The sequence below is a fragment of the Stutzerimonas stutzeri genome (assembly GCF_000590475.1).
Lineage (GTDB): Bacteria > Pseudomonadota > Gammaproteobacteria > Pseudomonadales > Pseudomonadaceae > Stutzerimonas > Stutzerimonas stutzeri_D.
In genome coordinates, this window is sequence record NZ_CP007441.1 from 2,801,804 (window position 1) to 2,826,910 (window position 25,107).

Genomic DNA, 25,107 nt, shown 5'->3' on the forward strand with positions numbered 1-25,107 from the left:
ACAGTGCGGAAACAGACATCGCGAGACGCGCGTCTCGCGTGGCTTATGGGCAGCACTACGGTTTGGTTACTTGCTTATTACAAAACGATCATTCCCGCATCGGAACCATTTGGGTTAGAACTCGACTCAACCCGGCATCGCAACGATGTTCGGTAGAGGCTCGCCACGCCGGCAGCGGGCTTCGTTGGCAGTCTATCTGCCGACCTCCCTAGGAGGTCATAAAGGAACACCAGTCAACCACTGAGGGCAATACCCAATGAGAAGACTCAAGCGTGATCCGATGGAACGAGCATTTCTACGCGGTTATCAGCATGGCATACACGGTAAATCTCGCGATCTCTGTCCTTTTTCTCATCCCGAAGTACGCCAAGCCTGGATTAACGGCTGGCGGGAGGGTCGCGGCGACAACTGGGACGGTCTGACCGGTGCGGCCGGTCTTCATCGATTAAACGAACTTCACGCGGTCGGCTGACACGATCAAACCGACTTCGACTGGCACGCCCCACCCGGGCGGCGGGCTTGAAGCCCGGGGCTCCCTCAGGGAGCCCCACCGAGCAAACACCTCAGCGATTCATTTCCTTCCGGGATTGCCGCGCGGCGATCGCATCCACGGCCTCGCGTATCAGCGCCGGTCCTTTGTAGATAAAGCCCGTATACAGCTGCACCAGGCTCGCGCCAGCTTCGATCTTTTCCGCCGCATGCCGCCCTTCGGTGATGCCGCCGACAGCGATGATCGGCAGCCGGCCCGCCAAGGTTTCAGCCAGCACTCTCACCGTGTGGGTACTCTTTTCGCGCACTGGAGCCCCCGACAGTCCGCCAGTTTCGTCAGCATGCGCAAGCCCGGCGACGCCGTCACGACCGAGCGTCGTATTGGTCGCGATGATGGCGTCCATCCCAGCCTGAAATACGGCTTCGGCGACCAGCACGATTTCCTCATCAGTCATGTCCGGCGCGATCTTGATCGCAAGCGGTACTCGCTTGCCATGCAGCACCTCGAGATCTTCACGGCGCTGCCCAAGCGCGTCGAGCAACTGCTTGAGCGAATCACCGAACTGCAGGCTACGCAGCCCCGGCGTATTCGGTGAGCTGACGTTCACGGTGACATAGCTCGCCTGGTGATAGACCTTGTCGAGACACAGCAGATAATCATCCTGAGCACGGTCGACTGGGGTATCGAAGTTCTTGCCGATATTGATGCCCAGAATGCCTTTGAAACGAGCCGCATCGACCCTTTCCAGCAGCGCATCGACACCATGGTTGTTGAAACCCATGCGGTTGATGATGGCTTCGGCTTCAGGCAGACGGAAGATGCGCGGTTTCGGATTGCCCGGCTGCGGCCTCGGCGTCACGGTCCCCACTTCGACAAAGCCAAACCCCAATTGGGACATGCCATGGATCGCCTCGCCGTTCTTGTCCAGGCCGGCCGCGAGCCCCACTGGGTTGGGAAAGTCCAATCCCATCACTCGCACCGGCAAACTGGCCGGCGCTTTGGTCAGCATGGCGTTAAGCCCCAGACGGCCGCCCGCGCCGATAAGATCGAGCGAGAGCTCATGTGAAGTCTCAGGAGTGAATTTGAAGAGCAACTGGCGGGCCAGGTTATACATACGCAGCCTAGATCCTGGAGAGTGTGGCGCGGGAGTATAGCAGGAGGGTGGCATTCTCAGCGGGCTGAAGGTGACGCCCAACACCGCGAAAACACCGATTGAGAAAGCCGCCTAATCGAGGCGACGCAAGCGAATCAGCTTGCCTTCCGGAGCAAATTCCATCTCGAATGAACCAAATACGCCCTCGGATGTCAGAAAGGGTCGCAGGTGATGTGCCGGCAAGCTGACGCTCGTCCCTTCCCGGCTCTTGATTAGGATACGATTGGCGCGCCCCTGATAGACAGCCAGCAATTTTTCTGCAGGCAGCGCAATATCCAGCACGAGGCTTGGCATGGAGGCTCCTCAATTGATCAGCGCAGCGATTCTGCCACATTGGCGCTCGGCCAGTAGCACACCAAGGCTATCCAAACCTCTCATTCACGAACAAAAGCTCGGCAAACCCAGTGCGCAGCTTCGTCGGCTCTGCCACACTCGTGCCGTTGTCCTATGCGTTCATCCACAATGATGAATTTGCCCGAGCCGATGCCGCCCGTGACCTCCCGAATCGTCAAATTTGCCCAACGCCTCGGGCTGACTGGCAAATCGCCGCGCCAAATCCTTGAGCGCGCCAGCCAGATCCAACTGCCCTTCGCTCCGCTTTGCGAGCCGGCGCCGAGCATCTTCTGGCATGACGGGCCCTGCCTGCAGCGATTCGTCGACCTCCCCAGAAGCGCGCTTTCCGGTCCCATCCAGGAAGACAAGGCCAAAGCTCGCGCGGCCTTGACGCGGCTCGTGCGCCGGGAGCAAAGCGTCCATCCTGCACTCGATTTGCGGCAGATCGACGGGCTCGGCGGGCAAGGTATCGATGGAACGATCTATCCAACGTTCGAAGCCTTTGCCGCCACGCAAGCCTGCCGCCAGCTACGCGTGATCAGTTACAAAGATTTCGTGCGGACCATAACTGCCGCCCTGCCCGATTTTCAGTCCCAGGCGCCGATCGAGCTTCGTCAGGCCAGTTGGCTCGGCGAGCGCATTTACTGGTCAGGGGAGCATCATGCCGAAGCCTTCGCCTGTGCCATCGCCTATGCACGACTGCGGGGGCTCGAGGTGAGCCTGCCTTGCGAGCTAACCGACTACCGGCTCGATTCCGCTGGACTGCACGCGTTGGATAGTGAGTACCACGCCGTGACCATGCCGGCGCAAGCCTGGAATGATCGCGAGTTCATGGGCTTGCTGCTCGATGCCAAAATTCCTTATGCGCGCTTGACGCTGCTACGCAACGCCAACAACTCCGAGCTGCTTCTGCTGGACAAGCGGCAATCCGCCGCCCATGCCCTCGGCGAGGGGCTCAAGCTCGCCGGCGCGCCTGATCTGGTTCGCTATCTGCGCGACCTGCCGCAGATAACCCGATTTCGCCTCGGCAATTGGACGGCGCAAGCGGACTGATCCTGAAGGATCGGTTCGGCAACTGAGCGTCGGGCCCTGCGGATAAGCCTGCGCGGCGCGCGGTGTAAATATCAGCAGCTGAACGCAAAACGCCGGTGCAAATGCACCGGCGTTTCACTGTCAGCCGACTCGCCGCCCAAAGCATCAGGCGGCTGTTGCGTACTAACGTCGCGCGCTGTCCAGCGCCAGGTCCTGCAGCTCACGCCCCGCGACGGCATACATCGCATAGTCGACGCTGCTGGCCCCTCTCAGCTCGACCAGCATCCGCCGCCAGCGCTCGACCTGATATTCCCGTTGCTCCATCCAGAGCTGAACCCGGGCGTCCAGGTCGTCAGGCGCGTCGCTCATCTGCAGTACCGACACGGTGATGGCGCGCTGCTGGCTGTCCAGATCATCGCGGAAGCCTTCCCGCGCCAGTGCCTGCCAATTATTTTCGACCGGCAGCCCGGTGATCTGCTGCAGATACCAAGGCAACTCCAGCGCGCCGCCAACGGCAAAATAAGCCGCGGCCACCTCAGCCGGGGGCTGACCGGTTTCATCCGCAGCTTCCAGAATCGGCAGCAGCGTATACAGATGGTTGGTGCCGGCCACCATTCGCGCCAGCAATTCGGGGACACCTGCTTCAGTGTAACGCTCGTATCGGGCCTGCCAAAGCTCGCGCGTACCACCTTGCAACAGCGAATCGAGCTTCAGCCCGAGCGCCGCGACACGTGGGCCGAAGTGCCCGACGTCGCGCGCCGCGTCCAGTTCGTTGCGGCGGTTGCGCAGGAACCAGCGGGTCGCGCGACGCCCCAGTCGCATGAGCTCTTCCATGAGATTGAGCTGCAGTTCGGCCGGCACCTTGTAGTCCAGCGCCTCGATCTGGCGGAACCAGTGCGGCAAATGAAAGATATCGCGCACGATCACGTAGGCACCCGCCACGTTCGCAGCGCTCAGGCCCGTAGCCTCTCTGAGCCGCTGAACGAACGTGATGCCCATATTGTTGATCAAGTCGTTGGCGATCTGCGTGCTGACGATCTCGCGTTTGAGGCGATGCTGCAGCATCGCCTCGCGATACTGCTCTGCCAGCAATTGCGGGAAGGCACTTTCCATCTCCCGCGCAAGATAGGCATCGTCCGGTACGCGAGATTGCAGGAGCGCATCCTTCAGATCGATCTTGCTGTAGGAGATGAGGACCGACAGCTCCGCGCGGGTCAGCCCCTTGCCCAGGTTCGCACGCTCTGCCAGGGCTTCATCAGCGGGCAGGAATTCCAGCGCACGGTCCAGCAGCCCGTCGGCTTCGAGCGCACTGATTAGCCGCTTGTATTCCCCACCACCCTCACGGGCTCGGTGCTCCGCCTGGGACAGCGCCTGGGTCTGCTTGTAGTTGTCATGCAGCACCAGCTCAGCCACCGCGTCGGTCATCTCGAACAGCAACTGATCGCGTTGCTTGCCAGTCATGTCGCCCGCGCCTACGATCTCGTTGAGCAGGATCTTGATATTGACCTCGTGGTCAGAGCAGTTGACCCCGCCTGCGTTATCGATGAAGTCGGTGTTCGCCGCACCGCCGTGCAGGCAGTACTCAACCCGCCCCAGCTGGGTGATCCCCAGATTGCCGCCCTCGCCAATTACTTTCGCTCGCAGCTCATTGCCGTTAACGCGCAAGACGTCGTTGGCCTTGTCGCCAACATCGGTGTGACTCTCGGAGGTGCTCTTGACGTAGGTGCCAATGCCACCGTTCCAGAGCAGATCCACCGGAGCCTTGAGCAGCGCATGGATGAGTTCGGCCGGAGTGAGCTGGTCCGCTTCGATCTCGAAGCGCGCCTTCATCTGCGGGGTGATTTCGATGCGCTTGGCCGAGCGCGGGAAGACACCACCACCCGCCGAAATCAGCGACGCATCGTAATCGGTCCAGGATGAACGCGGCAGATCGAACAGACGCTTGCGCTCGATAAAGCTGCGTGCCGCATCCGGATCAGGATCGATGAAGATGTGCAGGTGGTTGAAGGCCGCTACCAGCTGCAAGGTTTCGGACATCAGCAAGCCGTTACCGAAGACATCGCCGGCCATGTCGCCAATCCCGATCACGCTGACTGGGTCGCGCTGGACATCGATGCCGCGTTCTCGGAAATGCCGCTGTACCGACACCCAGGCGCCCTTGGCGGTGATCCCCATCTTCTTATGGTCGTAACCCGCCGAGCCACCGGAGGCAAAGGCATCGCCCAGCCAGAAGTCATACTCGGCGGCGATACCGTTGGCAATGTCTGAGAAGGTTGCGGTGCCCTTGTCGGCTGCGACTACGAGATAGGGATCGTCCTCGTCGTAGCGCAGCACGTTTACCGGCGGGACGACCTTGCCGTCCTTCAGGTTGTCGGTGATATCCAGCAAGCCACTGATGAAGATCCGATAGCAGGCGATACCTTCAGCCAGCACCTCATCACGTGAGCCGCTGCTCGGTAGCCGGCGCGGTACGAAACCGCCTTTGGCCCCGCCCGGCACGATGATGGCGTTTTTCACCTGCTGCGCCTTGACCAGCCCGAGCACTTCAGTGCGGTAGTCCTCTTCACGATCCGACCAGCGCAGCCCGCCGCGCGCCACCTTGCCGCCGCGCAAGTGCACGCCTTCGACACGCGGCGAGTAGACGAAGATCTCGAACTTCGGTGCCGGGCGTGGCATTTCCGGAATCGACCGCGGATCGAGCTTGAAGCTGAAGTAGCTCTTCGGTTTGCCGCTGGCGTCGGTCTGGTAGAAGTTGGTTCGCAGGGTCGCTTTGATCAGCGCCAGATAGCGGCGCAGGATGCGGTCCTCATTGAGCACCGCCACATCATCCAGAGCGGTGATGATCGCCTGCTCGAGCCGTGCCTGCTTGTCGGCGAGATCCTCTTCACCGAGTTTGCGGGCAAGGTAGAAACGAGTCTTGAACAAACGCACCAGTTCCCGAGCGATATCGGTGTGATTGACCAGTGCGCTGGCAATGTAACCGAGGTCGAAGCCCATGCGGATCTGTTTGAGATATCGCCCGTAGGCCCGCAGCAATGCCACTTCGCGCCAGGTCAGACCGGCGGTGAGTACCAGCCGATTGAAGGCATCGTTTTCCGCCTGGCCATTGTGGATATGAATGAACGCATCCTGCAGCGGCTCATTGATTTCCATCAGGTCGATTTCCAGACCTTCGGCATAGGTGAAGGCGAAATCGTGAATCCAGTATTCGCGGCCGTCCTTGCGGCGCAGACGGAATGGAAATTCACCCAATACCCGCAGGCCGAGGTTTTCCAGAATAGGCAACATGTCCGACAACGGCAGCGGCGCATTTAGGTGATAAAGCTTGCAGTGCAGGCGATTTTCCACCGCCGTGATCGGCTGGTAGAAGCTCATCACCAGGGGGCGCTCTTCGTTCAGGCTGAGCACGTGCTGCATGTCGACGGCAGCCGAATGCGGGGTGAAGCGCTCGCGGTAACCGGCCGGGAAACCCTTGGGGAAATCGGCGAGGATGCCGGTCCCCTGCCCCTCGCCGAAACGTTCGACCACAACGCTTGAGTAATCGTCCTGCCAGGTGCGGCAGGCTTGTACCACTTCCCGCTCCAGCTGCACCGGATCGAACTGGACCTGCTTGTTCGGATCCAGGCGCAGCAGGAACTGCACGCGGATCAACACGGATTCGGAGAAGTAGGTGGAAAATTCGCAGTCGCTGGCTTCCAGCCGATCAACCAGGACCTGCTGAATACGCAATCGGGTTTCGGTCGAATAGCTGTCGCGCGGCACGTAGGCCAGGCAGTAGCAGAAACGGCCATAGGGATCGATGCGCAGGAACAGACGCAGCTTGTTGCGCTCCTGAATCTGCACGATGGCGATCGCCGTGTCGAAAAGCTGATCGATGGTCATCTGGAACAGCTCGTCACGCGGCAACACCTCAAGGACCTGAATCAGTTCCTTGGCCAGGTGCGCCGAATTGTCGAAATGGGAGCGTTCCACGACTTCCGCAACCTTACTGCGGATATAGGGGATTCGGCGCACGCTCTGGGTGTAGACCGAAGAAGTGAACAGACCGAGGAAGCGGCACTCTTTGACCACACGGCCCTGCTCGTCGAACTCCCGAATGGAGACGAAATCCGGATAGGCCGGCCGATGCACCCGGCTGGGCGTCGCCGCCTTGGCGAACGACAGCAGCAGCGGCTGGCGCAGATAGGCCAGCGCCGGCGGCATGATCAGTTGATCGCGTTCCTCTAGGCCTGTACGCAGCGTGCGTGACAATCCCAGCAGCGAAGACTCGTCATAGACGATGCGACCGCCCTCACCCTGATCAACCACGGTGAATTCCTCATAGCCGAGGAAGGTGAAGTGATTGTCAGCGAGCCAGCGCATGAAATCCATGATCTCGACCAGCTGCTCGTCACCGGCCTGCTGCTGTGATGTGCTCAGCCGGGCGTAGTGCTCCTCCGCCTTGGCCCTCATGGACGGGAAATCGTTTACGGTGATACGTACATCGGCGAGTACGCCGTGCAGCGACTGTTCCAGTTCGCGCAAGGCAGCGGCGCTGGCACAGCGATCGATCTCGACGAATATCAGCGACTCGGCCTCGCTGCCTTCGCCGGAACTGCCTTTGGGCAATAATTCGAGCAGGCTGCCATCGGCATCCCGACGGACCTGCAGCACGCTGTTCTGCAGAGTGTGGATCGCGTAGCCGCGGCGGGTCAGTTCCATGCGCACCGAGTCGACCAGGAACGGCATGTCCGGATGCAACACCTCGACCACGCTATGGGTCGACTGCCATCCATGTTTCTCATAATCAGGGTTGAACACGTGAACTTCCGGACTGCCCGGATCGAACCGCTCCAGCAGACGCCAACTGGCCAGCGTCGAACCGACAAGATCGGTCATGCGCCGCTCGGTGAGCTCGGGCAGCGCAACGATCCCGAAGAATTGCTCGGCGAAAAGCCCCACTTGTGGCAGGAGTTTTTCGTCGACATGCTGCGCCAACGCCACTTGCAGTTGTTGCTGAAAGTCGGCTTTGCTGGCAGCTGTAAAGAACGCCATTTTTTCGCTCCATTCTGGCTTGGGATTCGACTAAGGCAGTCGCGGCACCTGACTGGCAACGCAACGTGTAAGTTCAACGTTAGTTCAGAAGGCACGGATTGCATCCACGCGTGCCTACCTTGTCTGGCGTCGCCAACGGGCGCGCCGTCACATTTAATTCGTCAATGTGACGATAGATGCATGCGCCTCCCTGAGCGGCCGTAAGCCGAACCTGGCGTGACGAAGTTGCCGAGCCGCGCATAGCCTGTCACTCGGCAAATGAATTAAAGTCGTGACCGTCGAGCGCCCGCCCAGACACGCCCCAGCAGAAGAGCCCAGCGATGGACCACCGTGAAGCAATAGTCGCTCTGCGACAGTTTCTTTCAACTCAGATTCTTGGCCAGGAACGGCTGATCGAGCGACTGCTGATTGCGTTGCTGGCCGACGGCCACCTACTCGTCGAAGGCGCTCCGGGCCTGGCCAAAACCCGCGCGATCAAGGAGTTGGCCGGAGGTCTAGAGGCCGAGTTTCACCGCATCCAGTTCACCCCGGACCTGCTGCCGGCTGACATCACTGGCACGGAAATCTATCGCCCGGAAACGGGCAGCTTCGTTTTTCAGCAGGGTCCTATCTTTCACAATCTTGTGCTGGCCGACGAAATCAACCGCGCCCCGGCAAAGGTTCAATCGGCGCTGCTCGAAGCCATGGCCGAACGCCAAGTCAGCGTGGGTCGCAGTACCTATGACCTGTCGCCGCTATTCCTTGTGATGGCCACGCAGAACCCCATCGAACAGGAAGGCACTTATCCGCTGCCCGAAGCCCAGCTCGATCGCTTCCTGCTGCATGTAAAGCTCGGATTCCCTGATGCTTCGGTGGAACGGCGGATTCTTCAGCAAGCCCGTGGCGAGGCCATTCACGGCGAAACACCGCCCGACCACCGTGTCTCGCAGCAGGCGATCTTCGCCGCGCGTAAGGAGATCCTTGGCCTGTACATGGCCGATGCGGTGGAGGAATACCTGGTGCAGTTGGTAATGGCGACCCGCACCCCCGCCAAATTCGATGCCGAGCTGGCCGGCTGGATCGCCTATGGCGCGAGCCCCCGTGGCTCGATCTCGCTGGATCGCTGTGCCCGCGCTCACGCCTGGCTGGCGGGACGCGATTTCGTCAGCCCGGAAGACATCCAGGCCATGCTGTTCGACGTGCTGCGCCATCGCCTGATTCTCTCGTTCGAAGCGGAAGCCGCCGGCATCGACCAGGATCGGGTATTGCAACGCATCCTCGATGTCGTGGCGGTGGCCTGATGCACCCCTCGCCTTCGGCCAGTCGCCACGCTCCGCCCTCGCCAGGTGCCGGTGTACACGTGAGCCTGGCCGAACTGATCGATATTCGTCACCGGGTCCGCGAAGTCCCGTTGTTTTCCAGCCCGCACCGTCGCAGTCCGCTGGTCGGGCTCCATCATTCGAAGCTCCGCGGACGTGGGGTGGATTTCGATCAGGTACGTATTTATCAGGCGGGTGATGACGTCCGCACCATCGACTGGCGTGTGACGGCGCGTACCCAGGAACCGCACACCAAACTCTTTCACGAGGAGCGCGAGCGGCCGATCTATATTCTCGTTGAGCAGAGCTCGCGATTGTTTTTCGGCAGCGGCCTGGCCTTCAAATCCGTGCTCGCCGCGCAGGCAGCGAGCCTGGTCGGCTGGGCCGCGCTAAGCCACAACGACCGTGTCGGCGGGCTGGTGTTCGGCCACGGCGAACATCATGAGATCAAACCTCGACGCAGCAAGCAGAGCCTGCTGCAGCTACTCGATCGTCTGGCCCGCGCCAATGCCGGCCTGAATGCCGACCAGGGCAGTGATGCGGATGCCTTCGGGCTGGCGTTGAGACGTGCTCGCGAAGTGCTGCGTCCAGGCAGTCTGGCGGTGATCATTTGTGACGAGCGCGCCCTGAGCGATGCAGCCGAACAGCAGCTGACCCTGCTTGCCCGCCACGTCGACCTGCTGTTGGTCCCGGTCTTCGATCCACTCGACCATGCCTTGCCTGCCGCCGGCCTGCTGCGCTTTGCCCAGTTCGGTGCGCGGCTGGAACTGGACAGCCACGATGCGGCCATACGACAGGCCTACCGTCTCCAGGGCGAAGCCCGAACCGCCCGCTGGCGACGCCTGGCCGATCGCCTGCGGCTGCCCCTGATGCCGCTGGATACCCAGCATGGTCTGGTCGACCAGCTGCGCGAGCACCTCAGCGTGCAACATCCCGGAGCGCACCGATGAGCTCACTCGATCAACTCGAGCCGCTGATCGCACCCGCCCCAATCAGCGGATGGCCGCCGGCGCCCGGCTGGTGGTTCCTCGCCGCGCTGATGCTTAGCGTTCTTCTGCTGCTGCGTTTGCGCCCGTGGCAACGGTGGCAGCGAGTAAAAGTTGAAGCCGAAGTGACCGTCGATCCCCAGCGACAGATTGCCCTGGACGAACTCGCCCAGCTGAACAAGCCCTACGGGGGACAGCCCGCCAACCAGTGGCTGCAACAGCTTAACGCGCTGCTCAAGCGCCTCTGCCGCACCCGCTATCCGGATGATCACCCGCATACCCTCAGCGGTCGTGCCTGGCTGGCGTTTCTCGACAATCGTTGTCCGGCAGCTGGCCTGACGCGCTGGATGGTACTGGTCGAAGGCTTGTACCGCGCCGAATGCCGACTGGACGACAAGGCCATCCAGGGCTTGGAACAGGCCGTGCAGATCTGGATTCGCAAGCATGTTTGAGCTGGCGTGGCCGTGGATTTTCCTTCTGCTGCCTCTGCCCTGGGTGTTGCGCTGGCTGCTGCCGGTCGCCGACAGTGGCGATGCCGCTCTGAAGGTCAGCTTCATCGGTGAACTGGAACCGCTGGCGGGTCGTCGCGCCGCCGTCGCGCTTCCCGCTTGGCGTCAGCAACTTCCTTACCTTGTGGTCTGGTTGCTGCTGTTGTTTGCCGCCGCCCGGCCGCAATGGCTTGGCGAACCCCTGCCGCTGCCCACCAGTGGCCGCGATCTATTGCTGGCCGTAGATGTCTCCGGTTCGATGGACTACCCGGACATGCAATGGGAGGGAGACGAGGTCAGTCGGCTGGACCTGGTCAAGCATTTGCTCGGTGACTTCATCATCGAGCGGCGCGGCGACCGCGTCGGGCTGATCCTTTTCGGCAGCAACGCCTACCTGCAGGCACCGCTGACTTTCGACCGACAGACCGTTCGCACCTGGCTCGACGAGGCCGCGATCGGTATCGCCGGCGGCAACACCGCCATCGGCGATGCCATTGGCCTGGCAGTCAAGCGTTTGCGCGAACGTCCGGCACAAAGCCGAGTGCTGGTGCTGATCACCGACGGCGCCAACAACGGCGGAGAAATCGAGCCCCTGCTGGCTGCTCGTCTGGCGGCAGAAGAAGGCATCAGGATCCATACGATCGGCATTGGCTCTGACGCGGAGGCTGGCGGTGTGCTCCAGCGCTTCGGCTTCGTGGGCGCCGAGCTGGACGAACCGACTCTGCGGGCGATCGCCGAGCGAACCGGCGGCGACTACTTCCGAGCACGTTCGAGCAGCGAGCTCAAGAGCATCGGCGACACGCTCGATCAACTCGAGCCAGCCGCACAGCAGCCGGCACAGGCACGTGTCGCCGATGCGCTCTATGCCTGGCCACTGTCAGCCGCGTTGTTGATCAGCCTGCTGCTGGTAGCGACAAGCCTCTGGCGGCCGGCATTGCAACGCCTCATCTGGCGCGGGGAACGACTGTGATCGATGCGCTGCCGCACCTGCTAAGGCCCTTCTGGCTGTTGATTCTGCCGCTGCTCATCTGGCTGCTGTGGCGACTCTGGCACCGCCAACGGCAGGTCGGCCGATGGCAGCGTCTGTTGCCCGAAGCCTTCCATGCTGCGTTGTTGACCCGCGGCAAATTGCGCAACAGCAGACGCCCTTGGCTGCTGCTCGGTTCGGCGTGGCTACTCGCCTGCGTGGCGCTGCTGGGACCGAGTTGGCAGCATGCCCAACAACCCAGCCTGTCACGCGTCGATCCGCTGGTGATACTGCTGGAAACCACGCCAGCCATGCTCGCGGCCGATGTCCGTCCCAATCGCCTGGAGCAGGCCAAGCGCAAGATCCTCGACCTGCTGCACACGCGTGACGACGCCCAGACAGCGATCGTGGCGTTCGCCGGCAGTGCCCACACCCTGGTGCCGCTGTCCAACGACATCGCCACGACGCAGAACCTACTGGACGCCCTTCAGCCCAACCTGATGCCAGAGCCCGGCCACCACGCAGATCTGGCCGTGGCGCACGGCATCGAACTCCTCGAACGAGGGGCGAATGGGCGCGGCCGGTTGTTATTGATCGGCAGCAGCCTGAACGAACAGGAGCGCACCGCGATTCGTAGCGTGCTTGAGGACAGCGATCAGCAACTGCTTATTCTGGGCGTCGGTACTGCGCAAGGCGCTCCCATCGCCACCGAAGATGGCAGCTTCCTCAAGGACGAAACAGGCGCAATTCTGATCCCACGGCTGGACGATGCTGCGATGCGTCGGTTCGCGAACAGCATCGAAGGCCGCTATCAGCAGGCACGTATCGATGAAGACGACTTGGCGGGCCTCGGTTTGCTGGAGCGCAGCGGCGCGCTAGTGGCTCAGGATGACTCGACCCGTCTCGACACTTGGCTCGATCAAGGCTACTGGCTGCTGTTGCCGCTGCTCTTGCTGGCCGCGTGTGGGGGGCGCCGCGGTTGGCTTTTCTGCCTGCCGCTGTTGATCCTCATGCCGCAACCGGCCAGCGCGCTGAGCATGCAGGACCTATGGCTACGCCCGGATCAGCAAGGCATGCGCCTGCTGGAATCCCAACGTCCAGCCGAGGCTGCGGAGCGCTTCGAAGACCCGCAATGGCAAGGCTACGCCCGCTACCAGGCGGGTGACTTTGCCGGTGCCGCCAAGCAGTTTGCCAAAGGCGATACCGCAGCGGCCCATTACAACCGCGGTAACGCGCTGGCGCGCAACGAGGAACTGGAGGCAGCCATGGAAGCCTATGATCAGGCGCTGGAACTCGACCCGGAGCTGGAATCAGCCCGTCGCAACAAGGCTACCGTCGAAGCTGCCCTGCGCCAACGACAGCAGCAGGCGCAGGAGCAGGAGCAGGCGTCGAATGATCAGCCCGCGCAGGATGCCTCGCCTGATACGCGCCAAACCGAGCAGAAAACATCGAGCAACGGCGCGGCTGCCGCGCAGCCTGATGTGACCAAGGCATCCGAGCAGGACGAGCCTGGCAAGGGCAACGAGGCAGCAGACGCTGCGCCAACTGACTCCCCCGCGCCAGACGAACAGGACGAAACGAACGAGGCGCTTGCCCAGCCCCGGGAAGCGCCCCTCGATCCCGAGCAGGACCAGGCGATGAACCAGTGGCTGCGCAAGATTCCCGACAACCCCGGCGAACTGCTGCGTCGCAAATTTCTTTACGAACAACGCAAGCGCCAGGAAATGAATCGATGATGCGGCTGATGACACTGGTGTTTTTGCTCCTGCTCGGTTGTCAGGCGAGCGCCGCTGCGTTGACCGCCCGAGTCGACCGCACGCAATTGAGCCTGGACGAAATGGTCGAGCTGACCCTCGAAACCGCGGACGCCACGGTATTCGGCAAACCCGACCTGCAGCCACTCGACAGCCTCTTCAAGGTGCTCGGCACCCGCCAGGACAATCAGCTATCCGGAGCTAACGGCGAGGCGCGCGCAATCACGCGTTGGCTGATCACCCTGCAGCCCCGACAGACCGGCTACGTAATCATTCCCCCCCTGCAACTGGGTGACTGGCACAGCGAGCCCATCACCCTCAACGTCAGCGAACCCAACACCGAGGGCGGCGACACCCTCGCCCCGATATTCATCGACTCCAGCCTCGACCACGACAGCGTCTACGTACAAGCACAGGTAGTGCTGACCTTGCGCATCTACCACTCCGTTTCGCTGTATGACGACAGCACGCTCTCCCCCTTGCAGATGAGCGACGCGCTGGTCGAGCGGCTCGGCGAGCCGCGTACCTATGAGAAGGACATCAATGGCATCCGTCATGGCGTGATCGAAATCCGCTATGCGCTGTTTCCGCAGAAAAGCGGCACGCTGAACATTCCGGCTCAGCTGTTCAGCGCAACCACGGTCGCTGGCAATGGCGACTACTATGGATCTCGCTTTGGCAAATCCACCCAGGTGAAATCCCCGGAGATCCCGCTGCAGGTCAAACCGAAACCGGCCGGATATCCTGCCGATGCTCCCTGGCTGCCGGCAACCAACCTGACCCTCGTAGAAGCCTGGAGCCCGCAGCCGCAGGATGCGCAACTCGGCGAGGCCTTGACACGCAGCCTGCTGGTAAAAGCAGAGGGGCTGTCCAGCGCACAGCTGCCCCCGGTCGAATCGCCGGCGGTTTCGGGCCTGCGCCGTTATCCCGACCAACCGAGCCTGAACGATGCGGTCAGCGAAAACGGCGTCAGCGGCAGCCGCGAGCAGCGCGAGGCGCTCGTAGCGACGCGAGCCGGTGAGCTTCTGCTGCCACCCGTGGAGCTGGTCTGGTGGAACACCGTCGAAGACCGGCTGGAGCGCAGCACGCTACCCGAACGAGCGCTTCAGATCGCAGACAATCCCGAGCTTCAACAACCCTCGCCAGAAGACGGCGAGACCCCTCAACCGCAGGCCCAGGCGCACCGGCTGTGGCCTTGGCAGCTGAGCAGCGCACTGCTGGCCCTGACAACCCTGCTCGGCTTCGGCCTGTGGCTGCGTGCCCGCAGCCAGCCGGCAGTGATTCGCACCGTCCAGAGCGGCCCCACGCCACGCAGTCTGCTCGACGACCTAAAACGTGCTTGCCTGGCCAACGACACGCAGACCACCCGTCATGCGCTCGATGCCTGGGCACGTCAGCAGCCTGAAACCCTGGCGGACATGGCGGCGCGCTTCGTTCCGCTGTCAGACGCACTCGACGGCTTGAACGGTGCGCTCTACAGCGAGACCGGCCAGCGCTGGCAGGGTGAAGCGCTATGGCAGGCTATCCAGAGCCTGCCGACTGCTCAGCCCGACACCACCGAGCAGGAAACAGGCGCCTTGCCGCCCTTGTATCCACGCTAACCTTCGTTACGCAGGGCATCGTTACGGCAGGCAGCCTGAGCACATCGGCTGAGCCACTGAAGCAAAAGCTGCCACCTGCAATCGCTGGCCCGCTGACATCGACGTCACTCCTTTGGCATGTGGCTTGCTTCGCCAGGCATATGATTTCCCTGCGCGCTGATCGCCCTCCCCGCGTCGATCCACGCGTTCAGCATTGCCAAAGGTTCTCGTCCGCATGCCCCATCCCAACACACCCTCACGACCCGATCCGCTGGCCTGGGTCGCAGGCAGCGATGCACCGGAAAAGCGCGTCGTCAATCTCGGCTTCATGGCCCTGACCGATGCCGCCTCGCTGATCGTCGCTGCCACCCAGGGCTTCGCGCAGCCTTACGGCCTGACGCTCAATCTGCAGCGCCAGGCGTCGTGGTCCAACGTGCGGGACAAGCTGATCGAAGGTGAACTGGATGCCGCTCATGGTCTGTACGGGCTGATCTACGCCGTGCATCTGGGCATTGGCGGTAGCGCACCGGTGAACATGGCGGTGCTCATGGGCCTGGCCCAGAACGGCCAGAGCATCAGCCTGTCGAGCACGCTCAAGGCGGCGGGCGTGACCGATCCGGAGGCACTCAGTACGTGCGTGCGCCAGAGCGGTGCAAAACTCACCTTGGCCCAGACCTTCCCCACCGGCACGCATGCCCTCTGGCTCTACTACTGGCTGGCGGCCTACGGCATCCACCCGCTGAAAGATGTGCGCACCCTGGTGGTGCCGCCCTCGCAGATGGTTGCGCACCTGCGGGCACGACGCATCGACGGCTTCTGCGCCGGAGAGCCCTGGGGCGCCCAGGCGATCCAGGAGGACATGGGGTTTACGCTGGCGACAAGCCAATCGATCTGGCCCGACCACCCGGAAAAGGTTCTGGGCTGCACCCGCGCGTTTGTCGAGGAGAATCCCAACACCGCCCGCGCCCTGGTCATGGCCGTCCTCGAGGCGAGCCGTTTCATCGACGAGAGCCAGGAGAACCGGCGCAGCACCGCGCACCTGATCGCCGGTAGCGACTATGTCGACGCACCGGTAGCGGCCATCGAGCCGCGTTTTCTCGGCCAGTACGAAGACGGTCTTGGCCACGCCTGGCTGGACAAACATCCGCTTCGCTTCTTCGGTAGCGGCGAAGTGAACATGCCCTACCACTCCGACGGCCTGTGGTTTATGACGCAGCTGCGGCGCTGGGGCCTGCTGCGCGAAGACCCCGACTACCTTGCCGTAGCGCAGAGCGTGCAGCAGACCAGTCTCTATCGCGATGCGGCGACAGCGCTGAATATCCCCCTGCCCGATACCCTCATGCGCAGCGCCGTTTTGATGGACGGCAGCCGCTGGGATGGCAGCGACCCGGCCGCCTACGCCCGCGGTTTCGCCCTGCATGCTTTGGCGGATTCCGCCGTGCCTCCAATACTCTGCTAAGGGAGACAGCCATGCTTCGCGTCCTCCTGATCGACGACACCCCACGCAAGGTCGGCCGTCTGCGCACCGCCCTGATGGAAGCCGGCTTCGAGGTCATCGAGGAATCCGGCCTGACCATCGATCTGCCCGAGCGGGTCGAGGCGATACGTCCCGACGTGGTGTTGATCGACACCGACTCCCCTGGCCGCGACGTGATGGAACAAGTGGTCATGGTCAGCCGTGACCAGCCGCGCCCCATCGTCATGTTCACCGATGACAGCAATCCGGACGCCATGCGCCAGGCGATCCGCGCCGGTGTCAGCGCCTACATCGTCGAAGGCATCCAGTCGCAGCGCCTCAAGCCGATCCTTGATGTTGCCATGGCCCGCTTCGAAAGCGACCAGGCCATCCGCGCCCAATTGCACGCCCGCGACCAGCAACTGATCGAGCGCAAGCGCATCGAACTGGCCAAGGGCATGTTGATGAAGATGCGCAGCTTCAACGAGGAAGAGGCCTACACCCTGATGCGCCGTCAGGCCATGAGCCGTCAGCAGAAGTTGATCCAGGTGGCCGAGCAGATCATTGCGATGAACGATCTGCTGGGGCAGTAGACCCGCTGCTTTCGTCGGCCATAGCTGCTGTCTGGCCAGCCGCGCCATGACAGCTCGGCGCTTCTGGATCGGGCGGCGCGTGATCGCTTTCGCGGCCAAGCGGACTCTCGCCGATCGGATATACCTCCGCCACTTTCTTGCGATTCTTGCGAGCCCGACCAGACTGGGGCCTTTGTCTTCCCAGAACAACAGATGCCTCTCCGGCGGGCTTCCCCTTGCGCAGAATGGGTTCTATGCCGTCACGCCATTCGAGATGGCCCGCTCCCGATCCATTCATAGCGAGCAGCACCGAGCGGCGTGAACCAAAACAGCGCCCCGCAGTCGTTCAGCCGCACAGAATCGAGCCGGCACCTGCTCAACCGCTTCGCAAGCATGCGAAAGAAATAGCGGATCTCGACATTACGGAAATCACTATCTATCTAATTAATAAGCACTTTTTTCAAAACACAACCAAGCACCCTGCTTTCTGGCAAGCCGCTTGCAATCCTTCGAATACCACGTCTTCAGGTCGCCAACGGCGGTGATCGGGACGAATTGACAAAGGCGTCAACGGTGCTCGCTCTGCTCATGCAGAGGGGCGTCCGTTACGCCTTTTTTCGTTTCGCGATTGAGGGATAAATCATGCGCAAGACCCGCCGTACATTGCTGAAAACCCTGGTGGCCAGCGTGGGCTGCTCCGCCCTGCTGCACGTGGTGCCGATGGCCGCCTGGGCAGCCGAGCCGGAGAAGGAAGAGCTAAAGCTCGGCTTTATCAAGCTCACCGACATGGCGCCCCTGGCGATTGCCTACGAGAAGGGCTACTTCGAGGACGAAGGTCTCTACGTCACGCTCGAGGCCCAGGCCAACTGGAAGGTGCTGCTGGACCGCGTCATCGACGGCGAGCTGGACGGCGCGCACATGCTCTCTGGCCAGCCGATCGGCGCCACCATCGGCTTCGGTACCAAGGCCGACATCATCACGGCCTTCACCATGGACCTCAATGGGAATGCCATTACGATGTCCAACGCGATCTGGGAACAGATGAAGCCCAACGTGCCGATGGTAAATGGCAAACCGCAGCACCCGATCAAGGCCGACGCGCTGAAACCTGTGATCGAGCAGCTCAATGCCAACGGCAAGTCGTTCAACCTGGGCATGGTGTTCCCGGTCTCCACGCACAACTACGAGCTGCGCTATTGGCTCGCCGCTGGCGGCATTCATCCCGGCTACTACGCACCGAAGAAAGGCGATATTAGCGGTCAAATCGACGCCCAAGCGCTGCTTTCGGTAACCCCACCACCGCAAATGCCTTCAACCATGGAGGCCGGCACCATCCATGGCTACAGCGTCGGCGAGCCGTGGAACCAGCAGGCGGTGTTCAAGGGTATCGGCGTGCCGGTAGTGGCCGATTACGCGATCCGCAAGAACATGTCGGAGAAGGTTTTCGGCGTCTCCAAAGCCTGGGCCGAAGCCAATCCGGAAACCCACAAGCGTCTGGTCAAGGCGCTGATCCGAGCCGGCAAGTGGCTCGATGAAGACAACAACGCCAACCGCCAGGAAGCGGTGGAGATTCTCTCGCGGCCTGAGTACGTGGGTGCCGACGCCAAGGTCATCGCCAACTCCATGACCGGCACCTTCGAGTTCGAGAAAGGCGACAAGCGCGAGGTGCCGGACTTCAACGTGTTCTTCCGTTACAACGCGACCTACCCCTACTACTCCGACGCCATCTGGTACCTGACACAGATGCGCCGCTGGGGCCAGATCGCCGAAGCCAAGCCGGACAGCTGGTACCTGGAGACCGCCAAACAGGTTTATCGCCCCGACATTTACCGCGAAGCCGCCGCCGCGCTGATCGAGGACGGCATGCTCAGCGCCGAGGATTTTCCCGCAGCCGATGAAGACGGCATCCGCGAGCCGCTGGCCGACACCATTGACGGCATCACCTATGACGGCCACACGCCCAACGCCTACCTCGAACAGTTCGCGATCGGCCTGAAAGGCGATACCACGCTCTGATTCCGCCCATGGGAGCCGTTGCGGCTCCCGATACCCGGAGAGGACATGCCGATGAGCAATCCCGCCGTCGCAAAAAGCATCAAGGAAACGCTTGAGGCCGGTCGTCAGGCCCGGCTCAAACGCTGGCTGCCGCAGGTGATCATGCCACTGGTAGGCATCTTCGCCTTCCTGCTGTTCTGGCAGTTGGTGGTATCGAACATCCAGACCAGTCTCGGTCAATTTCCCGGCCCGAGTCAGGTGGCTGAGCAGTTCAACGGGCTGGTCGATGCGCATCTTCAATCGCGGCAGAAAGCCGAAGCCTTCTACCAGCGCCAGGAAGAACGCAACACCGCGAAACTGGCGAAGAACCCCGAAGCCGAGGTGAAGATTCGCCCTTACACCGGCAAGCCGACCTTCTTCGAGCAGATCTTCACCAGCCTCTACACGGTGATGACCGGCTTCGCCATCGCCTCGCTGATCGCGGTGCCACTGGGGATCATCTGTGGCCTGAGCAAGCCGGTGTACAACGCCATCAATCCGCTGATCCAGATCTTCAAGCCGGTGTCGCCGCTGGCCTGGCTACCACTGGTGACCATGGTGGTCAGCGCCGTGTACGTGAGTGAAGACCCGCTGATGGCGAAATCCTTCGTCACCTCGGCACTGACCGTCGCGCTGTGCTGCCTGTGGCCCACGGTGATCAACACCACCGTGGGCGTCGCCAACCTCGACAAGGACCTGCAGAACGTCAGCCGCGTGCTGCGCCTGTCGCCGCTCAGCCATGTGCGCCGCATCGTCCTGCCCGCCGCCATTCCGATGATTTTTACTGGCCTGCGCCTGTCGCTGGCGACCGGCTGGATGGTGCTGATCGCTGCGGAAATGCTGGCGCAGAACCCCGGCCTCGGGAAATTCATCTGGGATGAGTTCCAGAACGGCAGCTCCAACTCGCTGGGCCGGATCATGGTCGCGGTGATCGTCATCGGCCTGATCGGCTTCGCCCTGGATCGCATCATGCTGATGCTCCAGCGCCGCGTGAGCTGGGACAAAAATGCAGACCTGCGCTGAGGAAATCACGATGAACAATTTTCACCTCGAACTCACCGGCGTCGGTATCAGCTTCCCTACCGACAAGGGGCTCTACTGCGCACTGCAGAACGTCAACCTGCGCATTGACAAGGGCGAGTTCGTCTCGCTGATCGGCCATTCAGGCTGCGGCAAGTCGACCGTACTGAACATTGTCGCCGGGCTTTATCAGGCCACTACCGGCGGCGTCATCCTCGACGGCCGTGAAGTGAACGCGCCCGGTCCGGAGCGTGCGGTGGTATTCCAGAACCACAGCCTGTTGCCATGGTTGTCCTGTTACGAAAATGTCGAACTGGCGGTACGTCAGGTCTTCAACGGTAAAAAAAGCAAACGCGAAATGCGTGATTGGATCGAGCACAACCTCGAACTGGTGCACATGACCCACGCCCGCGACAAACGTCCCAGCGAAATCTCCGGCGGTATGAAACAGCGCATCGGCATTGCCCGCGCGCTGGCCATGCAGCCCAAGGTGCTGCTGATGGACGAGCCCTTCGGCGCGCTCGACGCGTTGACCCGTGCACACCTGCAGGACTCGCTGATGGAGATCCACGCCGACCTCGGCAACACGGTGATCATGATCACCCACGATGTCGACGAGGCCGTGCTGCTTTCCGACCGCATCGTAATGATGACCAATGGTCCCGCTGCCACCATCGGCGAAATACTGCGCGTCGAGCTCCCGCGTCCGCGCGATCGCATGACGCTAGCCCATGACGCCGGTTACCACACCTATCGAGCGCAAGTCCTCGAATTTCTCTACCAGCGGCAGCAACGGCCTGCGGCGTGACCGCAACGCAACCCAGGTTCTGCATCGCACACGCGCTTCGCCTGGCCGCACCGATGCTTTTCGTAGGAGCGAGCTTGCTCGCGAAACTTTTCGGTTTCGCACGGCCTTTAGGAATTTAAGACATGGATAGAACATTGATCGGTGCCAATCCTGCGACTCACTCCCTTGAAGTGACGCCAATCGCTACGGCGAACCCACATCTGGGCTGGCTGGTACTCGCAGCATGGGCCGCAGCCTGTATCGCTGCACTTTGGCAACAACCGATGCTGTCTCTGCCAGTCGCCTGCTGTGCTGCCGGCCTGCAACTGACACAGCAACGCAAGCAGCGCATGGATCAGCGCCACAGTGATCATCTGCTGGCACTGCTTGGCCGGCAGCAAGGAATCGTCAGCACGCGTGAGGAGGTGGTGGCAGCCTTTGCTGCCCAGGCACTACGCAGTGAACGTCTGCGCAGCGAGGTGCAGTTCGCCAGCGATGCCCTGGAGCGGATGGCCGGCGCGGCCGAGCACAGCAGTATCGACCAGGGCCAGCGCGTCCTCGCAATCAGCGATGCCAGCAAGGCGCTGGGCAACAACCTGGAGCGGGTCGACACGCTGGGACAGCAAGCCATGCACGCCTTTGCCGAAACCCATCGGGAAAGCCAGACCGGTCGAGACAGTGCATTGGCTGTCAGCCACAGCATGACGGAGGTGCGCGCGAGCATGCAGCGAACCGCTGATGCGGTCGGCCAGCTGCGAGAGGACACCGCCACCGTCGGCAAGGCCGCGCTGAGTATCCAGAACGTGGCCAAACAGACGCAGTTGCTGGCCCTTAATGCTTCCATCGAAGCGGCGCGGGCCGGCGAGCAGGGCCGCGGTTTCGCAGTAGTCGCCGATGAAGTCCGCCAGCTGGCCCTAACCAGCGACCGCGCCGCTCAGGACATCGCCCTGGTGGTCGCGACGACAGGCCAGGCGGTTCGCCGCGTCGAAGCCGAAGTCGATCAGCACCAGCAACTGCTTGAGCACTGCAGCGCAAAGAGCAGCGCCCTGGCGGCCGAGCTCGACCAGCTGGCACAGCGCAGCCAACAGAGCCTGGCAGAACTCGAGCACCTGCAAACCGCACTCGAGGCGCAGCGACAAGGCAACCGCCTGCTTCGCGAACAGCTCGATCAGGTCGAATCCGGAGTTAGCTCCCAGCGCTCCCAGGCCGAAGAGCTGCACAGCCTGACCCTCTACCTCACTCGCCTTAGCCGCACGGAATCCTGACCATGGAAGTATCGATCGCCCTGACCCTGGCCGCCTGCCTGGTCCTGCTTGGCAACCATCTGAGCCGCCTCGCAGGCGACCGACATCGCAAACGTATCAGCACAACCGATGTACAGGCATTGCAGCAGGCGCTGGAGGTCCTGCAATTCGTCCAGAAGCACCGTGGCCTCGGCGGCCAGCGCGAGGCCGCAGCAAACGCCCAGCGAATGGAGGTTGCGGGCCGCCTCGAGCAGCTCTGGCTGGAATGGAAAGCCGACGAAAACAGCTCCGCAATGCGCGCCCTATGGCAGCAGATTCGCCAGAACCCGGCCGATTTCGAGCCGCACTGCATGCTTATCGAACAGGTGCTCGAAAGCATTCACATACTGGAGCTGCGCCTGGCCTATCAGGGCAATCCTCAGGTAACCGGCATATGCGAAGCGTGCCGCGCGCTGGAGGACCTCGGTCGTTTACGCGGCCTGGCGGTGCGAGCGGCGAACTTCGACACCTGTCCGTTGGATATGCAAATCCAGATGCGCTACCTCTGCCAGCGACTGGCCGACCCGGTTGGCGGAAAAACGCTGGGCAACCTCATCGAGCACCTGGAGCGCAATCTGATCAATGCTTCGTGCATCAGCCTGGCACCGGCCGAATGTTACGCACTGATCACACCGATCATCGATGAGCGCCTGCAAGGTATCCGCCATAGCATCGCCTGATGGTTATGACGGCAAGAAATGCAGCGGCCACTCCCGACGATTGTCGGATTCGGGCCCGGCGTGCGGGACGCGTACAATTCGCGTCCCGCACGTTGCGCTGAAACGGCGCCACGCATCCAGCCCACGAGAGCACCATGGCCCGCCTGACCCTGCAGTTTCCCGAAGACCAGTTCTGCTTCACGACCCAGCTCACCGTACGCATCACCGATATCAACGCTGGCAATCATCTGGCGAACGACTCGATGATCTCGATGATTTCCGAAGCCCGTGCACGCTTTCTATTTGCCTACGGCATCGCCGAGACCCGCAAGGACGGTGGCGGTATCATCGTCACCGACCTCGCCACCACCTACAAAGCCGAGGCTCATGCGCGCGACGTGCTGCTGTTCGAAGTCGGCGTGATGGATTTCAACAAATACGGTGGCGACATCACCTTTCGCATCACCCGCCCTGCCGATGGCACCTTGATCGCCATGGCCAAGTCCGGCTTCGTTTTCTACAACTACGTGGAAACCCGCGTGGTCCCCATGCCCGCTGAGTTCGAGGCGAAATTTCCGAAGGTCAATCGCATCGACTGATGCGCCCCGTTTCGAAGCGCCGCGCACCACCGCCGCGCGCTTCCAGCCCCACTCAGGCGCATCAAATGCCCCGCAGCAGCCAGTTTCGCCGATTCGGCTCTTGGCACAGCTTCTGCTTAGGTAAAGGCAGGTAGCCAAAGGCGGTTACTCACAGACATGACAAAGGCGTCGCGTTGCCCCGTTCGAAGAGCGGTGGTGCGCGGCGCCTTTTCGTTTCGCCCCAATGAACAGGGGCGCGGGCATGGCCCGCACGGATTCGAGGCTGCCGCACGGCAGCGCGGCATTCCCCGACGCCCGTCTGGCGCGCCGGCACAATCTGTCTAGTGAGGTGTTCGATGAATACAAGCTTCTGGAAATCCGGCCACACGCCGACGCTGTTCTCCGCCTTTCTCTACTTCGATTTGAGCTTCATGGTCTGGTACATCCTCGGCCCGATGGGCGTGCAAATCGCCGCCGATCTCGGACTGACCACCCAGCAGCGTGCCTTCATGGTCGCCACGCCTATTCTTTCCGGCGCGGTCCTGCGCCTGGTGCTGGGCGTGCTGGCCGACCGCACTTCGCCAAAGACCGCCGGCCTGTTCGGCCAGATTACGGTGATCGCCGCCTTGTTCGTAGCCTGGTTCAATGGCGTTCATAGCTATGAGCAGGCGCTGCTGCTTGGTCTGTTTCTCGGCATGGCCGGCGCATCCTTCGCCGTAGCGCTGCCGTTGGCCTCGCAGTGGTATCCACCGCAGCATCAGGGCAAGGCCATGGGCATCGCCGGTGCCGGCAACTCCGGTACTGTCTTCGCAGCGCTGTTCGCGCCGGTGCTGGCCACAATGTTCGGCTGGAGTAACGTGTTCGGGCTGGCGCTGATCCCGCTAACGCTGACCCTGATCATCTTCGCCAGCCTGGCCAAAAACGCACCGAACCGCCCTGCGCCAAAATCGTTCGCCGACTACATGAAAGCACTGGGCGATCGTGACAGCTGGTGGTTCATGTTCTTCTACAGCGTGACCTTCGGCGGCTTTCTCGGCCTTGCGAGCACCTTGCCCGGCTATTTCCATGACCAGTACGCCTTCGACCCAGTCAAGGCCGGCTACTACACCGCCGCGTGTGTATTCGCCGGCAGCATGTTGCGTCCGCTCGGTGGTGCAATGGCCGACCGTATCGGCGGCATTCGCTCGCTGCTGGTGATGTACACCGTCGCGGCTGGCTGTCTGTTCATCGTTGGTTTCAATCTGCCAAGCTCGACGGCGGCACTGGCGCTGTTCGTCGTTGCCATGCTCAGCCTCGGCGCGGGTAATGGCGCAGTGTTCCAACTGGTGCCGCAGCGCTTCAGCAAAGAGATCGGGGTGATGACCGGATTGGTCGGCATGGCTGGCGGCATCGGTGGCTTTCTGCTCACCGCAGGCCTGGGCGCCGTCAAGCAAGCCACCGGCGACTACCAGATGGGCCTCTGGCTGTTCGCCAGTCTGGGTGCGTTGGCCTGGTTCGGCCTTTATGGCGTCAAGCGCCGCTGGAGAACGACCTGGGGCTCTGCGGCGATGACGGCGGCACGGGTATAAGAGCAGCTGGAAGCTGGAAGCCAGGGCTCGGGGCT

General features: G+C 62.1%; 20 protein-coding genes. 17 read left to right on the forward strand and 3 right to left on the reverse strand.

Translation table 11 applies throughout. From position 1 onward, the window contains the following. Positions 1 to 256 precede the first annotated feature (256 nt). Positions 257 to 472, forward strand: coding sequence for a ribosome modulation factor (gene rmf / locus CH92_RS21680; protein ID WP_021207445.1), 216 nt, complete (start codon positions 257 to 259; stop codon positions 470 to 472). A 91-nt stretch (positions 473 to 563) separates the two neighbouring features. Here the strand turns inward: rmf and CH92_RS12815 are convergent, their stop codons facing one another. Next, positions 564 to 1,604 (reverse strand): quinone-dependent dihydroorotate dehydrogenase, encoded by a 1,041-nt coding sequence (locus CH92_RS12815; protein WP_025242166.1) that lies wholly within the window; start codon positions 1,602 to 1,604, stop codon positions 564 to 566. Positions 1,605 to 1,715: 111 nt separating this feature from the next. Continuing rightward, complete coding sequence (locus tag CH92_RS12820; protein WP_025242167.1) at positions 1,716 to 1,937, reverse strand: DUF2835 domain-containing protein; 222 nt, start codon at positions 1,935 to 1,937, stop codon at positions 1,716 to 1,718. Positions 1,938 to 2,105: 168 nt separating this feature from the next. On the opposite strand from CH92_RS12820, the gene CH92_RS12825 reads away from it, so the two are divergent. Further along, positions 2,106 to 3,029 (forward strand): DUF6685 family protein, encoded by a 924-nt coding sequence (locus CH92_RS12825; RefSeq protein ID WP_025242168.1) that lies wholly within the window; start codon positions 2,106 to 2,108, stop codon positions 3,027 to 3,029. Between the two features lie 162 nt (positions 3,030 to 3,191). Here CH92_RS12825 and CH92_RS12830 read toward each other — a convergent pair whose 3' ends face one another. Beyond that, positions 3,192 to 8,042: an NAD-glutamate dehydrogenase gene (locus tag CH92_RS12830; protein ID WP_025242169.1), complete on the reverse strand. Its 4,851-nt coding sequence runs from the start codon at positions 8,040 to 8,042 to the stop codon at positions 3,192 to 3,194. 320 nt (positions 8,043 to 8,362) lie between these two features. On the opposite strand from CH92_RS12830, the gene CH92_RS12835 reads away from it, so the two are divergent. From CH92_RS12835 to CH92_RS12905, 15 genes are all read left to right on the forward strand, one after another. Continuing rightward, positions 8,363 to 9,322, forward strand: coding sequence for an AAA family ATPase (locus CH92_RS12835; protein ID WP_025242170.1), 960 nt, complete (start codon positions 8,363 to 8,365; stop codon positions 9,320 to 9,322). Continuing rightward, entirely contained in the window at positions 9,322 to 10,290 is a 969-nt protein-coding gene (locus tag CH92_RS12840; protein WP_025242171.1) for a DUF58 domain-containing protein, read from the forward strand. The genes CH92_RS12835 and CH92_RS12840 overlap by 1 nt, the downstream gene beginning before the upstream one ends. Then, positions 10,287 to 10,778, forward strand: a complete 492-nt coding sequence (locus CH92_RS12845) for a DUF4381 domain-containing protein (protein WP_025242172.1) — start codon at positions 10,287 to 10,289, stop codon at positions 10,776 to 10,778. The genes CH92_RS12840 and CH92_RS12845 overlap by 4 nt, the downstream gene beginning before the upstream one ends. Beyond that, positions 10,771 to 11,784, forward strand: coding sequence for a vWA domain-containing protein (locus tag CH92_RS12850; protein WP_025242173.1), 1,014 nt, complete (start codon positions 10,771 to 10,773; stop codon positions 11,782 to 11,784). The genes CH92_RS12845 and CH92_RS12850 overlap by 8 nt, the downstream gene beginning before the upstream one ends. After that, positions 11,781 to 13,517, forward strand: coding sequence for a VWA domain-containing protein (locus CH92_RS12855; protein ID WP_025242174.1), 1,737 nt, complete (start codon positions 11,781 to 11,783; stop codon positions 13,515 to 13,517). The genes CH92_RS12850 and CH92_RS12855 overlap by 4 nt, the downstream gene beginning before the upstream one ends. Next, positions 13,514 to 15,136 (forward strand): BatD family protein, encoded by a 1,623-nt coding sequence (locus tag CH92_RS12860; RefSeq protein WP_025242175.1) that lies wholly within the window; start codon positions 13,514 to 13,516, stop codon positions 15,134 to 15,136. The genes CH92_RS12855 and CH92_RS12860 overlap by 4 nt, the downstream gene beginning before the upstream one ends. Before the next feature lie 214 nt (positions 15,137 to 15,350). Then, a complete protein-coding gene (locus CH92_RS12865) occupies positions 15,351 to 16,574 on the forward strand; it encodes a CmpA/NrtA family ABC transporter substrate-binding protein (protein ID WP_025242176.1) in 1,224 nt (407 codons plus the stop codon). 11 nt (positions 16,575 to 16,585) lie between these two features. Further along, positions 16,586 to 17,164 (forward strand): ANTAR domain-containing response regulator, encoded by a 579-nt coding sequence (locus CH92_RS12870; protein ID WP_025242177.1) that lies wholly within the window; start codon positions 16,586 to 16,588, stop codon positions 17,162 to 17,164. Between the two features lie 621 nt (positions 17,165 to 17,785). Next, the gene (locus CH92_RS12875; RefSeq protein ID WP_025242178.1) at positions 17,786 to 19,159 is read left to right on the forward strand and encodes a CmpA/NrtA family ABC transporter substrate-binding protein; all 1,374 of its coding nucleotides are present in this window, start codon (positions 17,786 to 17,788) and stop codon (positions 19,157 to 19,159) included. 51 nt (positions 19,160 to 19,210) lie between these two features. Beyond that, positions 19,211 to 20,200: an ABC transporter permease gene (locus CH92_RS12880; RefSeq protein ID WP_025242179.1), complete on the forward strand. Its 990-nt coding sequence runs from the start codon at positions 19,211 to 19,213 to the stop codon at positions 20,198 to 20,200. Positions 20,201 to 20,210: 10 nt separating this feature from the next. After that, a complete protein-coding gene (locus tag CH92_RS12885) occupies positions 20,211 to 21,005 on the forward strand; it encodes an ABC transporter ATP-binding protein (RefSeq protein WP_025242180.1) in 795 nt (264 codons plus the stop codon). Between the two features lie 122 nt (positions 21,006 to 21,127). After that, positions 21,128 to 22,249 (forward strand): methyl-accepting chemotaxis protein, encoded by a 1,122-nt coding sequence (locus tag CH92_RS12890; RefSeq protein ID WP_025242181.1) that lies wholly within the window; start codon positions 21,128 to 21,130, stop codon positions 22,247 to 22,249. A 2-nt stretch (positions 22,250 to 22,251) separates the two neighbouring features. Next, positions 22,252 to 22,947 (forward strand): hypothetical protein, encoded by a 696-nt coding sequence (locus CH92_RS12895; RefSeq protein ID WP_038623007.1) that lies wholly within the window; start codon positions 22,252 to 22,254, stop codon positions 22,945 to 22,947. Between the two features lie 134 nt (positions 22,948 to 23,081). Continuing rightward, positions 23,082 to 23,525 carry a thioesterase family protein gene (locus tag CH92_RS12900; protein WP_025242183.1) on the forward strand — a complete coding sequence of 148 codons (444 nt, stop codon included), beginning with the start codon at positions 23,082 to 23,084 and terminating at the stop codon, positions 23,523 to 23,525. A 335-nt stretch (positions 23,526 to 23,860) separates the two neighbouring features. Next, positions 23,861 to 25,072: a nitrate/nitrite transporter gene (locus CH92_RS12905; protein ID WP_025242184.1), complete on the forward strand. Its 1,212-nt coding sequence runs from the start codon at positions 23,861 to 23,863 to the stop codon at positions 25,070 to 25,072. Positions 25,073 to 25,107 lie beyond the last annotated feature (35 nt).

Bases quoted from the DNA above. Each gene is read 5' to 3' on its own strand.
- CH92_RS12875 (WP_025242178.1), top strand. From the start codon at position 17,786: ATGCGCAAGACCCGCCGTACATTGCTGAAAACCCTGGTGGCCAGCGTG.
- CH92_RS12815 (WP_025242166.1), bottom strand. From the start codon at position 1,604: ATGTATAACCTGGCCCGCCAGTTGCTCTTCAAATTCACTCCTGAGACT.
- CH92_RS12865 (WP_025242176.1), top strand. From the start codon at position 15,351: ATGCCCCATCCCAACACACCCTCACGACCCGATCCGCTGGCCTGGGTC.
- CH92_RS12840 (WP_025242171.1), top strand. From the start codon at position 9,322: ATGCACCCCTCGCCTTCGGCCAGTCGCCACGCTCCGCCCTCGCCAGGT.
- CH92_RS12860 (WP_025242175.1), top strand. From the start codon at position 13,514: ATGATGCGGCTGATGACACTGGTGTTTTTGCTCCTGCTCGGTTGTCAG.
- rmf (WP_021207445.1), top strand. From the start codon at position 257: ATGAGAAGACTCAAGCGTGATCCGATGGAACGAGCATTTCTACGCGGT.
- CH92_RS12820 (WP_025242167.1), bottom strand. From the start codon at position 1,937: ATGCCAAGCCTCGTGCTGGATATTGCGCTGCCTGCAGAAAAATTGCTG.
- CH92_RS12845 (WP_025242172.1), top strand. From the start codon at position 10,287: ATGAGCTCACTCGATCAACTCGAGCCGCTGATCGCACCCGCCCCAATC.
- CH92_RS12825 (WP_025242168.1), top strand. From the start codon at position 2,106: ATGATGAATTTGCCCGAGCCGATGCCGCCCGTGACCTCCCGAATCGTC.
- CH92_RS12905 (WP_025242184.1), top strand. From the start codon at position 23,861: ATGAATACAAGCTTCTGGAAATCCGGCCACACGCCGACGCTGTTCTCC.
- CH92_RS12850 (WP_025242173.1), top strand. From the start codon at position 10,771: ATGTTTGAGCTGGCGTGGCCGTGGATTTTCCTTCTGCTGCCTCTGCCC.
- CH92_RS12870 (WP_025242177.1), top strand. From the start codon at position 16,586: ATGCTTCGCGTCCTCCTGATCGACGACACCCCACGCAAGGTCGGCCGT.
- CH92_RS12835 (WP_025242170.1), top strand. From the start codon at position 8,363: ATGGACCACCGTGAAGCAATAGTCGCTCTGCGACAGTTTCTTTCAACT.
- CH92_RS12900 (WP_025242183.1), top strand. From the start codon at position 23,082: ATGGCCCGCCTGACCCTGCAGTTTCCCGAAGACCAGTTCTGCTTCACG.
- CH92_RS12895 (WP_038623007.1), top strand. From the start codon at position 22,252: ATGGAAGTATCGATCGCCCTGACCCTGGCCGCCTGCCTGGTCCTGCTT.
- CH92_RS12880 (WP_025242179.1), top strand. From the start codon at position 19,211: ATGAGCAATCCCGCCGTCGCAAAAAGCATCAAGGAAACGCTTGAGGCC.
- CH92_RS12885 (WP_025242180.1), top strand. From the start codon at position 20,211: ATGAACAATTTTCACCTCGAACTCACCGGCGTCGGTATCAGCTTCCCT.
- CH92_RS12890 (WP_025242181.1), top strand. From the start codon at position 21,128: ATGGATAGAACATTGATCGGTGCCAATCCTGCGACTCACTCCCTTGAA.
- CH92_RS12830 (WP_025242169.1), bottom strand. From the start codon at position 8,042: ATGGCGTTCTTTACAGCTGCCAGCAAAGCCGACTTTCAGCAACAACTG.